This window comes from Modestobacter sp. SYSU DS0875, from assembly GCF_054050915.1.
This window is the reverse complement of record NZ_JBJHAH010000003.1, coordinates 26,918-40,971: the sequence shown is the minus strand read 5'-3', so window position 1 is coordinate 40,971 and position 14,054 is coordinate 26,918. Positions and strand designations below refer to the sequence as shown.

Genomic DNA, 14,054 nt, shown 5'->3' with positions numbered 1-14,054 from the left:
GCGGCCCTACGCTCAGGACGGCCCCGGTCGCTCGCGACCGCCGGCCGCGCCACCCGCGCGGGGCCCCGCGCGGATGGGGGATGGGGTAATCGGCAGCCCGCCGGCCTTTGGAGCCGGGAAGTCTCGGTTCGAGTCCGAGTCCCCCAGCCAGCGCACACCCCCGCACCCCTGCCGAGGAGACCCGTGAGCCCGTCCGACCCCCGTGCCGCCGTCGGCGCCGTCATCGTCCTCGCCGCCGGGCAGGGCACCCGGATGCGCTCGCGCACGCCCAAGGTGCTGCACGAGATCGGCGGCCGCAGCCTGCTCGGGCACGTCCTGGCCGCGGCCGAGCCGCTGGGCGCCACGCAGACGGTCGTCGTCGTCGGCTCCGGGCGCGAGGCCGTCGAGGAACACCTGGCGCGGACCGCACCGCTCGCCCGGCCGGTCGTGCAGGAGGAGCAGCGGGGCTCCGGCCACGCCGCCGCCGTCGCCCTCGACGCGCTGCCCGAGCTCACCGGCTCGGTGGTCATCCTCAACGGCGACGCCCCGCTGGTGCGCTCGGAGACGCTCAGCGGGCTGGTCGCCGCGCACTCGGCCGCGGGCGCCGTCCTCACCGTGCTCACCGCCGAGGTCGACGACCCGACCGGCCTCGGGCGGATCGTCCGGGACGACGACGGCGCGGTGCGGGCCATCGTCGAGGAGAAGGACGCAGACGCCGCGCAGCGGGCCATCGCCGAGGTCAACGCCGGGGTCTACGTCGGTGACGCCGCCGCCGTCCGGGAGGCGCTGACCCGGGTCGGCTCGGCCAACCAGCAGGGCGAGCAGTACCTCACCGATGTGCTCGGCCTGCTCGTCGCCGACGGGCGGCCGGTCGGCGGGCACCGGGCCGACGACCCGGACGACACCCTGGGCTGCAACGACCAGCGGGAGCTGGCCGCCCGCCGCCGCACGCTCAACGACCGGGTGCTCGACCGGTTGATGCGGGCCGGTGTCGTCGTCGTCGACCCGCTGACCACGTGGGTCGACGTCACCGTGGAGGTCGCCGCCGAGGCCGTGCTGCACCCCGGCACCCAGCTGCTGGGGGCCACCACCGTCGCCGCCGGTGCGGTCGTCGGCCCGGACACCACCCTCGTCGACACCGAGGTGGGGGAGGGCGCCTCCGTGGTCCGGTCGCACGTCCACCTGGCCGAGATCGGCCCGGAGGCCTCCGTCGGGCCGTTCAGCTACCTCCGCCCCGGCTCGCGGCTGGCCCGCAAGGCGAAGGTGGGGGCCTACGTCGAGACGAAGAACGTCCAGCTCGGCGCGGGATCGAAGGTGCCGCACCTGTCCTACGTGGGCGACGCGACGATCGGCGAGGGCACCAACATCGGCGCCGCCACCGTGTTCGTCAACTACGACGGCGTGGCCAAGCACCACACCACCGTGGGCGACCACGTCCGGATCGGCTCGGACACCATGCTCGTGGCGCCGGTCACCGTCGGGGACGGCGCCTACACCGCCGCCGGCTCCGTGATCACCGGCGACGTCCCCCCGGGTGCCATGGGCGTGGCCCGGGCCACTCAGCGGAATGTGGCAGGCTGGGTGAGTCGCAGGCGTCCGGGATCCCCCGCGGCGCAGGCCGCGGAAGCGGCGCAGCGATCAGCAGCACCGGCCGCGGACGCGGCGGGCGCAGGACCGATCCCGATCACGGACGAGGGCACCACCCCGTCCGCTGGCTCGGGGGCCGACCAGTAGGGGCGGGGCAATGAGCGCCATCCGGCAGACCACCAACAAGAGCCTGATGCTCTTCTCCGGGCGTGCGTACCCGGAGCTGACCGACGAGATCGCCGGGCACCTGGGCGTCACCCCGACCCCGACCGCGGCCTACGAGTTCGCCAACGGCGAGCTGTTCGTGCGCTTCGAGGAGTCGGTGCGCGGGTGCGACGCCTTCGTGGTGCAGAGCCACACGGCGCCGATCAACACCTGGCTCATGGAGCAGCTGATCATGGTCGACGCGCTCAAGCGCGCCTCGGCCAAGCGGATCACCGTCGTCGCGCCGTTCTTCCCCTACGCCCGGCAGGACAAGAAGCACCGCGGTCGCGAGCCCATCTCCGCCCGGCTGGTCGCCGACATGTTCAAGACCGCCGGCGCCGACCGGCTGATGACCGTCGACCTGCACACCGCGCAGATCCAGGGCTTCTTCGACGGGCCGGTCGACCACCTGTTCGCCATGGACCTCCTCATCGAGGAGGTCAAGCGCAAGTGGGGGCACTGCGACCTCACCGTCGTCTCCCCGGACTCCGGGCGGGTCCGCGTCTCCGAGCGGTGGAGCGACAAGCTCGGCGGCACCCCGCTCGCCTTCATCCACAAGACCCGCGACGTCACGCGGCCCAACGAGGTCGTCGCCAACCGCGTCGTCGGTGAGGTCGAGGGCCGGGTCTGCATCCTGGTCGACGACATGATCGACACCGGCGGCACCATCGCCAAGGCCGCCGAGACGCTCTTCGAGGCCGGCGCCGCCGACGTGATCATCGCCGCGACCCACGGTGTGCTCTCCGGCCCGGCCGTCGACCGGCTCAAGAACAGCCGGGTCAGCGAGGTCATCGTCACGAACACGCTGCCGATCGAGCCGGCCCGCCAGTTCGACAAGCTCACCGTGCTCTCCATCGCCCCGCTGCTCGGCCGGGCGATCAAGGAGGTCTTCGAGGACGGCTCGGTGACCAGCCTCTTCGGGGGAGCTTCGTAGGACTGCGATCCTCCGGATCGCACCGCGGCCAACGGCCGTCCCCGACGGTCGTTGAGCCGTTGTCCGCGGCGGTGGCAGGGACCCTCCGGGCCCCGTGCCGGCGCCGCGGACGGCCTCCGGCCGTGGCCCGGACTGCGGTCCTCGGCGGGAGCCTCCGGCCCCGCGCCGCTGACCGCAGACGCCCCTCCGGGGCGGGCGGTCCGGATGCTCTCGGCTGGTCACTCCACTCGTCCCCGACCCGCCGGCTCGTGGCGGGGCTCGTGTAACCTCGCTCCCGTTGCCCGGCGAGGGAGCGGTTCGTCCGACTCCGTGATCGACGTGCGTGTGCTCCTCACGGTGTGCTGCGCGCCGAGCGCCGGCCCCCGACCACTGATCTAGGAGCACACCACCGTGGCTGACTTCCGCCTCGTCGCCGAGCCCCGCACCGAGTTCGGCAAGGGCAGCGCCCGCCGCACCCGCCGGGCCGGCCGCGTCCCCGCCGTCATGTACGGACACGGCCAGGACGTCGTCCACCTGTCCGTGCCGGCGCTCGAGTTCGCCGCGGTGCTGCGCAACGGTGGCGCCAACGCGCTGGTCACCGTCACCCTGGACGGCAAGGACCAGCTCGTGCTCATCAAGGCCGTGCAGCGCGACCCGCTGACCCGCGTGCACGAGCACGCCGACCTCGTGGTCGTCCGCCGGGGCGAGAAGGTCACCGTCGACGTGCCGGTCCTCATCACCGGCCAGGCGGCCCCCGACGCGATCAGCAACCACCAGCTGAACGCCGTCTCCCTCGAGGCCGACGCGACGAACCTGCCCGAGTCGATCGAGGTGGACGTCACCGGCCGGGGCGCGGGGGAGAACATCACCGCCGCCGACCTGACCTTGCCGGCCGGCGCGACGCTGATCACCGACCCGGAGGCGCTGGTCATCGGCTTCCTGGGCGCGCCGTCGGCGGCCGAGCTCGAGGCCGACCTGGGCACCGACGCGACCGACGCCCCCGAGGGCGACGTCGTCCCCGAGCCGCTGGACCAGGGCAGCGGTGAGTCGATGGACTCCGCCGAGAAGTCCAGCGACGACTGAGGCGATCCGCTGACCGAGAGCACGACCCGCAGGGGCGCCGGCGCTGCCGGCGCCCCTGCGGCGTCTCCCGTCTCCGAGGGGCCCTTCCTCGTCGTGGGCCTGGGCAACCCCGGCCCCGGCTACGCGGGCAACCGGCACAACGTGGGTGCCATGGTGCTCGCCGAGCTGGCCGCCCGGGCCGGGGTGAAGCTCTCGGCCGGCAAGGGCCCGCGCGCCCGGGCGCTGTCCGGTGAGGGGCGCCTGGCCGGCCGCCGGGTCGTCGTCGCCCAGCCGCTCACCTACATGAACGAGTCCGGCGGCCCCGTGCGTGGGCTGCTGGACTACCACCACCTCCCGGCGACCGACCTCGTCGTCGTGCACGACGAGCTGGACCTCGACTTCGAGGTGGTGCGGCTCAAGCGCGGCGGGGGAGAGGGCGGCCACAACGGTCTGCGCTCCATCACCCGCTCCACCGGCACGAAGGACTACCTGCGGGTCCGCGTCGGGATCGGCCGTCCCCCCGGGCGCCAGGACCCCGCCGACTACGTGCTCAAGGACTTCTCCGCCACCGAGCGCAAGACGCTGGACCTGCTGATCGCGGAGGCCGCCGACGCCACCGAGCTGCTCCTGGAACGCGGCCTGGAGGCCGCGCAGAACGTGGTGCACCCCCGCAGCTGAACGACCGGTCACCTCCACCCGGTGCAGACGGGTGACTCCGGCGTCCCAACGGGTGAACGTCCCCCCGCCCGATTGCTGACGGCTGTGACTTCCTGTGATCGTCACTGTGCGTTGCTGCGGAGGCCGCTCCTGGGTCAATCACACCCGTTCGAGCCGGTCCCGCCCGCAGCGACCGCACGCTGAGTGACTGAGATCGATCGTCTGGGGGGAACGTTGCTGCTGCTGCGCACCGAGTCCACGGAGGCCGTCTCCACCCTCGTGCCGTCCCCGCGCGCGGACGGTGACGCGCTCGTCCCCCAGCTGACCGCCGCCCCGCGGGCGGACCGCCACCGGGCGTCCTGGGTCCGCTGGCACCGGCTCCGCCTGATCGGCGTCGAGGCCGGCCTGGCGGCCACCGCCGGCACCGCCGTGCTGGTCGCCCGGGACGGCGCCGCCGGCGGCGCGCTGTGGTGGGCCTGCCTGTCGCTGGTGGTCGTCTGGCCGCTGCTGCTGGGCGCCACCGGGGCGCACCAGGAGCGGTTCTTCGGCGTGGGCAGCGACGAGTTCCGGCGCATCGGCCGCGCCGGCCTGCTGCTGCTCGCCGGCCTCGGCTTCGTCAGCTACGCCGCCGCGCTCGAGCTCAGCCGGGCCCTGGTCGTCCTCGCCGTCCCGTTGCTCACGCTGGCGACCCTCGTCGCCCGGTACGCCGCCCGCCGCAGGCTGCACCGGCGCCGCCTGCGCGGCGAGTGCGGCAAGCGGGTCGTGGTGGTCGGCCGCGGCGGCGCCGCCCTGGAACTGGTCGACCGGCTGCGCAGCACCGGTCACGCCGGGCTGGACGTCGTCGCCCTGTGCGTCACCCCAGGTGACCGCGACCGGGTGGTCCGGGCCACCGACCTGCCGGTCGCCGGGCTGGACGACGTCGTCGCGACCGCCGCACGGACCGGTGCCGACACCGTCGCGGTGACGTCGGCCTCGGAGACCGCCGCCCAGTACCTGCGCTCGCTGTCCTGGCAGCTGGAGGGCACCGGGCTGGAGCTGCTCGTCGCCCCGGGCCTGGTCGAGGTGGCCGGTCCGCGGCTGCACATCCGCCCGTTCGAGGGGCTGCCGCTGCTCGCGGTGGAGCAGCCCCGGTTCGAGGGGTGGCGGCGGGTGGTCAAGGGCGCCCTGGACCGCTCGGTCGCGCTGACCGCGCTGATCGCGCTGGCCCCGGTGTTCGCCGTCCTCGCGGTCGCCGTGCGGCTCTCCGGGCCCGGCCCGGTGTTCTTCCGCCAGCAGCGGGTGGGCGTCGGCGGCGCGGAGTTCACCATGCTCAAGTTCCGCAGCATGGTCGACGGAGCGCACCGCCAGGTCGCCGGGCTCTCCGACGGCAACGACGCCGACGGCCTGCTGTTCAAGATGCGCTCGGACCCCCGGGTCACACCGGTCGGCCGGTGGCTGCGCCGGCTCTCGCTGGACGAGCTCCCGCAGCTGGTCAACGTGCTCACCGGGTCGATGTCGCTGGTCGGGCCGCGTCCACCGCTGCCGGAGGAGGTCGCCCGCTACGACTCCTCGGTGAGCCGGCGCCTGCTCGTCCGCCCCGGGCTCACCGGGCTGTGGCAGATCTCCGGCCGCAGCGACCTCGCCTGGGACGAGGCGGTCCGGCTGGACCTGCGCTACGTGGAGAACTGGTCGCTGGCGCTGGACGCCCAGATCCTCTTGAAGACCGCCCGCGCGGTGGTCACCGCCAGCGGGGCCTACTGACCGCCGCGGCGACGGACCCGGCCGGGTGACGGGACGCCCCGCGGGCCTTCCTCCCTCCGGGTGACGGCGGGCTCGGAGACGGCGCCGCCGGCGTCCGGCCGGGGGATGGTCGGACCCGGAGCGGCCGGTCCCAGGCACCGGCCCGCCGTGTCCGGGCCCGGCCCGGACCGGGAACGAGGCGCCCCCGCCGAGAGGGCGCCCCCCTCAGCACGGGAGAAACGGAGCCGCAGACCATGCCATCCAGGAGGTCGGACCCGCTCCGCATCGCGCTCGTCGGGACCCGCGGGGTCCCGGCCCGGTACGGCGGTTTCGAGACCGCCGTCGAGGAGGTCGGTCGCCGGCTGGCCGACGCCGGCCACGACGTCGTCGTCTACTGCCGGACGGCGGCCGACCAGCCGCGCCCGGCCACCCACCTGGGCATGCGTCTGGTGCACCTGCCGGCGCTGCGCCGCCGTTCGCTGGAGACGCTGAGCCACACCGGGCTGTCCGTGGCCCACCTGCTCGCCCACCGGGTCGACGCCGCCGTGGTGTTCAACGCGGCCAACGCCCCCTGGCTGCCGCTGCTGCGTGCCGCCCGGATCCCCGTCGCCACCCACGTGGACGGCCTGGAGTGGCAGCGCGCCAAGTGGGGCGGGGTCGGCAAGCGCTACTACCGCGTGGTCGAGGCGCTCTCGGTCCGGTGGTCCGACGCGCTCATCGCCGATGCGCAGGGCATCGCCGACTACTACCGCGACGAGTTCTCCGCGCCCACCGAGCAGATCGCCTACGGCGCCCCGAAGCTCGACGACCCGGCCGACGACGAGCTCGCCGCGGCCGGCCTCACCGCCGGCGGGTTCCACCTGGTCGTGGCCCGCTTCGAACCGGAGAACCACGTCGACGTCATCGTCGACGGGTACCGGCGCAGCGACGCACGGCTCCCGCTGGTCGTGGTGGGCTCGGCCCCCTACGCCGACGACTACACCCGCCGGGTGCACGCGCTCGCCGACGACCGGGTGCGGTTCCTGGGCGGGGTCTGGGACCAGGAGCTGCTCGACCAGCTCTACCGGCACTGCGCCACCTACCTGCACGGGCACTCGGTGGGCGGGACCAACCCCTCCCTGCTGCGCGCCATCGGCGCCGGTGCGGCCACCATCGCCTACGACGTCTCCTTCAACCGCGAGGTGCTGGAGACCAGCGGCCGGTACTTCCGCACCGCCGGCGACGTCGCCGCCGCCCTGGCCGAGTCCGAGGCCGACGTGGCCGGCACCCGGCGGCGGGGCAAGCGTGCCCGGCTGCTGTCGGCCCGCTACGACTGGGACCACGTGGCCGCGGCCTACGAGGCGCTGTGCCAGCGGCTCGCGGCCCGGGACTTCCCGCGGTCGCGGCCCAGCGGCCGCCGGCTGCGGCTCGGCCCGGCCGCTGCCCCCGGCGAGCACGCACCCGCCGCCGTCCGGCCACGTCCGGTGCCGGCTCCGGCCTTCCGCGCGTCCGGACGGTCCACCCAGCCGCCCGCGCCGAGTGCGGCCGGCGACGCCCCGACCGTGCGATCGGCCGGAGCATGAGCGACATCCTGGACCGGCCGACGCCGGTCCCGGCCGCCCGGCCCCGTCCGGGCGAGGAGACGCTGCGGGAGACGGTGCGCCGGCTGGGCAGCGCGCAGAAGGGCGCGAAGGGTGCACCCGCCTACTCCCGGTTCGTCAACCGCAGGCTCGGCCGGCTGCTGGCCGCGCTGGCCTTCCACGCCCGGCTCACGCCGAACGCGGTCACCGGCATCAGCGCGCTGTTCACCTTCTCGGGCATCGCGGTGCTGGCGCTGGTCCCGCCGTCGGGCTGGGCGGGCCTGCTGGTGGCCGGCTGCCTGGTGGCGGGCTACGCCTTCGACTCGGCGGACGGGCAGCTGGCGCGGCTGCGCGGGGGTGGCTCACCGGCCGGGGAGTGGCTGGACCACATGGTCGACGCGCTGAAGATCGCCAGCCTGCACCTGGCCCTGCTGATCGGGCTGTACCGCTTCGAGCCGGTCGAGCGTGGGCCGTGGCTGCTGATGCCGCTGGGCTTCTCGGTGGTCTCGGTGGTGCTCTTCTTCGGCACGTTGCTCAACGAGGCGATGCGCGCCCAGCACGGCGCGCGCACCCGGGCGGCGCACACCGACGGGCGCCCCAGCGTGCTCCGGTCGCTGCTGGTGATGCCGACCGACTACGGGCTGCTGTGCCTGGTGTTCCTGCTGTGGGGTGCGCCCGTGGTCTTCCTGTCGGCCTACGGCCTGCTCCTGCTGGCCACGGCGGCGTACCTGGGCCTGGCCAGCGTCAAGTGGTTCGGCGAGATGGGGAGGCTGGCGGCATGAGCAGCGGGGCGGACGATCGACCGTCGAGCGGAGGGGGGCGGCGCCGGTGGGCGCTGGCGTCGATCGTGGCCGCGCTGGTGGTCGCGGCTGCCGTCCTGGTCCTGCTGCTGACCGGCGGCGGCGACGGCGACGGGCGGGCTGCAGCCGAGCCTGCCGCGACGTCGGCCGCCGGCCCGGCGTCCCACGGCCCGGCGAGCCCGACCGCTTCGTCGACCCCGAGCGGGACGGCGGCCTCGGTGTCGACCGGGGCGCCCACGGAGCCGGCTGTCCCCGGGCCGGCCACGGGCATCCCGGCGATGCTCGCACCGGTCGCCCTGGACGAGCCGGCGGTGGCCGCGGACGGGGTCACGGTCACGCTCCCGGCCATCGCGGCGATCGACGCGGTGGGCACCGGCCCGGGCAACGTGAGCGGTCCGGCCCTGGCGATCACGGTCCGGGTCACGAACGGCACGGCCGAGCCGATCTCGCTGGACGGGCTGCAGGTCAACGTCGCCTACTCCGAGCAGGAGACGGCGGCCTCGCCGGTCAACGACCCGGCGGCCGCCCCGGCCCAAGGCTCCCTCGCCGCGGGTGCCGCGGCGGAAGGGCACTACGTCTTCTCCGTGCCCGCAGGCGAGCGCGACCTGGTCACGGTGACCGTCGGGTACGCCGCCGCCGCACCGCTGCTGGTCTTCCAGGGCCCGGTGGGCTGAACCGGCCGCGTCCGAGCACCTGCCCGCTCGTCGAGCCCGCACCCCGCGTCCCGGGGGGCGGGCTCGACGGCGTCCGGGCTGTCTCGGCAGCGTCCGTACACAGAGTGACAGGGCAGCCTTACCGAGTGTCATCGGCATTCACTCGTCTGGCTTCTGAACTGCTCGGATGTACCCGTTCAGGGGGTGACTTGTCCGCGATCGTCACGCTTAGTCTCCGATAGCCCGGTTGGGCAACTACTCGGCGTGAGCGGGGACGACGGAAGATGAACGCATTGAGGACGACCAGTCGGGCGGCGGTCGCCGGGCTGATGAGCATGGCGCTCTTCGCCGGGTCGCTGGCGCTCCTGCCGGCCGCCGCGCGCGCCGACTCGGCGCCGGTGGACCCCGCGAACCCGCTCTCGCCCACCACGGTGACCGCCGACGCGCTGCCGACCGTGCAGATCGACGGCGTCGCGTGGTCGCAGGCCGTCGTCGGCAACACCGTCTACGTGGCCGGCAAGTTCACCTCTGCCCGTCCGGCCGGGGCGCCCGCCGGCACGCAGGAGACCAGGCGCAACAACCTCCTCGCCTACGACATCCGCACCGGCAACCTGATCACCTCCTTCGCCCCGGACCTCAACGGCCAGGCACTGGTGGTGACCGCCTCGCCGGACGGCTCCCGGATCTACGTCGGCGGCGACTTCACCACCGCCGACGGCCAGGCCCGCTACCGGGTCGCCGCCTACAGCACCGCCACCGGGCAGCTGGTGCCGGAGTTCCGGCCGATCGCCGGCTACCAGGTGCAGGCGATCGCGGTCAGCGGCTCCACCGTCTACCTCGGCGGCGGCTTCTCCTCCATGAACGGCTCCCCGCGCAGCCGGCTCGCGGCGGTCAGCGCCACCGACGGCAGCCTGCTGCCCTGGGCACCGCAGGCCGGTGCCGGGGTCAACGCCAACGGCAGCACCGCCGCCAACTACTCCGTGATGGGGATGGTGGTGACCGACGGCGGTTCCAAGGTGGTCGTCGGCGGCCGGTTCGGCACGCTGAACGGCGTGGCGACCAGCGGCATCGGGGCGGTGGACGCCGTCACCGGTGAGACCCTGCCCTTCGCGGTGGGCCAGCTGGTCACCAACCAGGGCGACAACGCCGCGATCTACAGCCTCTCCACCGATGGCACCAACGTGTACGCCACCGGCTACGACTACTACGGGCCGGGCAACGTCGAGGGCGCGCTGGCGGCGAACGCCTCCACCGGCGAGCTGGTCTGGATGGGCGACTGCCACGGGGACACCTACTCCAGCGTGCCGATCGGCGGGGCCGTCTACATCGCCGGGCACCCGCACGTCTGCAGCAACATCGGCGGCTTCCCCGAGTCCAGCCCGCGCGTCTCGGAGTACGCCATCGCCTACAGCGCCGCACCCAGCGACGCCACCGTCGGCTCGGCGACCGTCGGCAACAAGCGGTTCGTCGGCAAGGCCGCGCCGGCCGTCCTCGACTGGTACCCGACCTTCCTCTCCGGGTCCGTCACCGGGCAGGGCCAGGCCGGCTGGTCGGTCACCGGCAACAGCCAGTACATCGCCTACGCCGGTGAGTTCCCGGGCGTGAACAACAAGGCCCAGGCCGGGCTCGTCCGGTTCGCCGTCCCGAGCCTGGCACCGAACGAGATCGGGCCGGTGAGCAGCGCTGCGCTGACCCCGGACGTCAGCTCGTTCGCCGCCGGCACGGCCCGGGTCAGCTGGTCGACCACGACCGACCGGGACAACGGCACGCTCACCTACTCGGTGTACCGCGACGGGGGCAGCGCACCGGTGTACCAGACCGCCGTGCGGTCGGAGCACCGCAAGACCGCCAGCCGGATCGGCTTCCTGGACACCGGGCTCGAGCCCGGGACGCAGCACAGCTACCGGGTGGTCGTCTCCGACCCCTTCGGCAACGCCGTGACCAGCGGATCGACCTCGGTCACCGTCGCTGCCACCGGCCCCTCCGCAGGTGGCGCGTACGCCGCGACCGTGCGCGCCGACGGCGCCGTCGACCAGTGGCGGCTGGGGGAGACCGGCGGCTCGACCGGCTACGACTTCGGCCCCGCAGGGTTGGACCTCGCCGTCGCCAGCGGGGTCAGCAGGGGACGCGAGGGTGCCCTGGCCGGTGACGAGGACACGGCTGCGCAGTTCAGCGGCACCTCCCGCGGACTGGCGGCCACCCAGACCGCGATCGCCGGCCCGCAGACGTTCTCCATCGAGACGTTCGTGCGGACGACCTCGCGCAACGGCGGGAAGCTGATCGGCTTCGGGTCGTCCCGGACCAGCACGACCAGCGGCAGCTACGACCGGCACCTGTACCTGGACGGTTCGGGGTACCTGCACTTCGGCGTCTACCCGAACGTGGAGCGGGTCCTCAAGACCCCCGGCCGGGTCAACGACGGTCAGTGGCACCACGTCGTGGCGACCCTCTCGTCGGCGGGGATGGCCCTCTACGTCGATGGTGAGCTCGTGGCCGAGCGCGCCGACACCACCTCGGCGCAGGTCTACAACGGCTACTGGCGGCTCGGTGGGGACTCCACCTGGGGCGGCAACGGCACGTGGTTCAGCGGGCAGCTCGACGAGGTGGCCGTCTACCCGACCGCGCTGACCGCGGACCAGGTCGCCAGCCACTACTCGGTGGCGACGACCGGTGAGGCGGTCAACGTCCCGCCGACGGCGTCCTTCACGGTGACCGCCGCCGATCTCGACGTGCAGTTCGACGCCACCGGGTCGGCGGACTCCGACGGCAGCGTCGTCTCCTCCGCCTGGGACTTCGGTGACGGCACGACCGGGACCGGGGTGACGGCGTCGCACACCTATGCGGCGGCCGGCACGTACAGCGTGACGCTGACGGTGACCGACGACGACGGCGCGACCGGCACCGCCACCCGCCAGGTCACGGTCCTCGCACCGCCGGTCAACGCGGCGCCGACGGCGGCGTTCGAGGCCACGACCGACGCGCTGTCCGCGGCCTTCGACGCCTCCGGGTCGGTGGACTCCGACGGGACGGTGACCGGGCACGCGTGGGACTTCGGTGACGGCGCGACCGGGACCGGGGCGACGGCGTCGCACACCTACGCGGCGGCCGGCACGTACAGCGTGACGCTGACGGTGACCGACGACGACGGCGCGACCGGCACGGTCACCCGCGAGGTGACCGTGGCCGCGGAGCCCGCCGCCATCGCGACCGACGTGTTCGGTCGGGAGGTCGCAGGTGGCTGGGGTGCGGCTGACGTCGGAGGGGTCTGGACGATCGCTGGCGGGGTGGCCAACGCCGGGGTGAGCGGTGGGGTGGGCACGTTGACGGTGTCGCCGGCCCGGACGGTGGGTGCGTTGCTGCCGATCTCGGCGCGGGACGTGGCGGCGCAGGTGGACGTGTCGTTGCCGAGTGCCCCGACCGGTGGTGGGACGTTCGTGAGCATGGGGGTCCGGCGGATCGGGAGCAGTGACTACCGGGTCAAGGCGTGGTTCTCGGCCAAGGGCGTGGTGCAGCTGTCGCTGGTCCGGGTGCTGTCGGGTGCGGAGACGTCGTTGAAGACGGTGACGCTGCCGGGCACCTACGCCGTTGGTGAGGTGCTGCGGGTCCGGCTGGAGGCGGTCGGGTCGGGGACGACGACGCTGCAGGCCAAGGCGTGGGCGCCCACCGGCACGGAGCCGGCGGACTGGCAGGTGAGCGCGAGCGACGACACCCCGGTGCTGCAGGAGGCCGGTGGGCTGTACGTGCTGGACTACACCTCCGGCTCGGCCACCAGCCCCCAGCCCGTCACCCTCGACGGTCTGCACGTCGGGGTCCCGGGCAGCCGGCCGTCCACTGCGCCGGTCAACGCAGCCCCCTCCGCGGCGTTCACCTCGGCCGTGTCGGACCTGACCGTCTCCGTCGACGCCACCGGGTCGGTGGACTCCGACGGGACGGTGACCGGGCACGCGTGGGACTTCGGTGACGGCGCGACCGGGACCGGGGCGACGGCGTCGCACACCTACGCGGCGGCCGGCACGTACAGCGTGACGCTGACGGTGACCGACGACGACGGCGCAACCGGCACCGTGACCCGGGAGGTGACCGTGGCTGCGCCGACCGGGCCCACGGACCCGACCGGGCCCACGGACCCGACGGACCCGACGGACCCGACGGACCCGACGGAGCCGACGGACCCGACGGAGCCGGCCGACCCGACGGTGGAGCAGCTCGCGACCGATGGGTTCGGTCGGGAGGTGGCCGGTGGCTGGGGTGCGGCTGACCTGGGTGGGGTCTGGGCGATCGCCGGTGGGGTGACCAACGCCGCGGTGAGCGGCGGGGTGGGCACGTTGACGGTGTCGCCGGCGCGGAGTGTGGGTGCGTCCCTGCCGGTGTCGGTGCAGGACGTGTCGGCGCAGCTGGACGTGGCGTTGCAGAGCGCTCCGACCGGTGGTGGGTCGTTCGTGAACCTGGGGGTGCGCCGGGTCGGGAGCAGTGACTACCGGGCGAAGCTGTGGTTCTCGCCCACGGGTGTGGTGCAGCTGTCGGTGGTGCGGGTGGTCTCGGGTGCGGAGACGGCGCTGCGGACGGTCACGTTGCCGGGGAGGTACGCCACCGGTGACGTGCTGCGGGTCCGGGTCGAGGCGGTCGGCTCGGGGACGACGACGGTGCAGGCGAAGGCCTGGGCGGTGAGCGGGACCGAGCCGGGCGACTGGCAGGTGAGCGCGACCGATGACGCCGCGGGGCTGCAGGGGGCCGGGTCGCTGTACCTGATGGGCTACACCTCGGGCTCGGCCGCTGGTCCGCAGACCCTGTCCGTCGACGGGCTGAGCGTGACCGCCGCCGGCTCGGTCCCCGCCGCGGACTGACGTGCCGGAGGGTGCACCGGACCTCCGGTGCACCCTCCGGCTCCGGCCGGGTCACCAGCACGGGGGATGTGGTGCGG

At 74.3% G+C, this 14,054-nt stretch carries 9 protein-coding genes and 1 tRNA gene; all 10 read left to right on the top strand.

What is annotated here, in order from left to right:
- The first annotated feature begins 74 nt into the window (after positions 1-74).
- The 10 genes from ACI79Y_RS02165 to ACI79Y_RS02120 all read left to right on the top strand — a co-directional run bounded on the left by ACI79Y_RS02165 (position 75) and on the right by ACI79Y_RS02120 (position 13,977).
- Positions 75-150, top strand: a tRNA-Gln gene (locus ACI79Y_RS02165).
- 33 nt (positions 151-183) lie between these two features.
- A complete protein-coding gene (gene glmU / locus ACI79Y_RS02160) occupies positions 184-1,713 on the top strand; it encodes a bifunctional UDP-N-acetylglucosamine diphosphorylase/glucosamine-1-phosphate N-acetyltransferase GlmU (protein WP_457156912.1) in 1,530 nt (509 codons plus the stop codon).
- Positions 1,714-1,723: 10 nt separating this feature from the next.
- Complete coding sequence (locus ACI79Y_RS02155) at positions 1,724-2,704, top strand: ribose-phosphate diphosphokinase (protein ID WP_457156911.1); 981 nt, start codon at positions 1,724-1,726, stop codon at positions 2,702-2,704.
- A 390-nt stretch (positions 2,705-3,094) separates the two neighbouring features.
- Positions 3,095-3,766 (top strand): 50S ribosomal protein L25/general stress protein Ctc, encoded by a 672-nt coding sequence (locus tag ACI79Y_RS02150; RefSeq protein ID WP_457156910.1) that lies wholly within the window; start codon positions 3,095-3,097, stop codon positions 3,764-3,766.
- 93 nt (positions 3,767-3,859) lie between these two features.
- Positions 3,860-4,423, top strand: coding sequence for an aminoacyl-tRNA hydrolase (gene pth, locus ACI79Y_RS02145; RefSeq protein ID WP_457156909.1), 564 nt, complete (start codon positions 3,860-3,862; stop codon positions 4,421-4,423).
- A 183-nt stretch (positions 4,424-4,606) separates the two neighbouring features.
- Positions 4,607-6,142, top strand: coding sequence for a sugar transferase (locus tag ACI79Y_RS02140; RefSeq protein ID WP_457156908.1), 1,536 nt, complete (start codon positions 4,607-4,609; stop codon positions 6,140-6,142).
- A 233-nt stretch (positions 6,143-6,375) separates the two neighbouring features.
- A complete protein-coding gene (locus ACI79Y_RS02135) occupies positions 6,376-7,683 on the top strand; it encodes a DUF1972 domain-containing protein (protein WP_457156907.1) in 1,308 nt (435 codons plus the stop codon).
- Positions 7,680-8,462, top strand: coding sequence for a CDP-alcohol phosphatidyltransferase family protein (locus tag ACI79Y_RS02130; protein WP_457156906.1), 783 nt, complete (start codon positions 7,680-7,682; stop codon positions 8,460-8,462). Before ACI79Y_RS02135 ends, ACI79Y_RS02130 begins: the two co-directional genes overlap by 4 nt.
- Positions 8,459-9,154 carry a hypothetical protein gene (locus tag ACI79Y_RS02125; RefSeq protein ID WP_457156905.1) on the top strand — a complete coding sequence of 232 codons (696 nt, stop codon included), beginning with the start codon at positions 8,459-8,461 and terminating at the stop codon, positions 9,152-9,154. Before ACI79Y_RS02130 ends, ACI79Y_RS02125 begins: the two co-directional genes overlap by 4 nt.
- 263 nt (positions 9,155-9,417) lie before the next feature.
- On the top strand, positions 9,418-13,977 hold the full coding sequence (locus ACI79Y_RS02120; RefSeq protein ID WP_457156904.1) for a PKD domain-containing protein: 4,560 nt from the start codon (positions 9,418-9,420) through the stop codon (positions 13,975-13,977).
- The last annotated feature ends 77 nt before the right edge of the window (positions 13,978-14,054 follow it).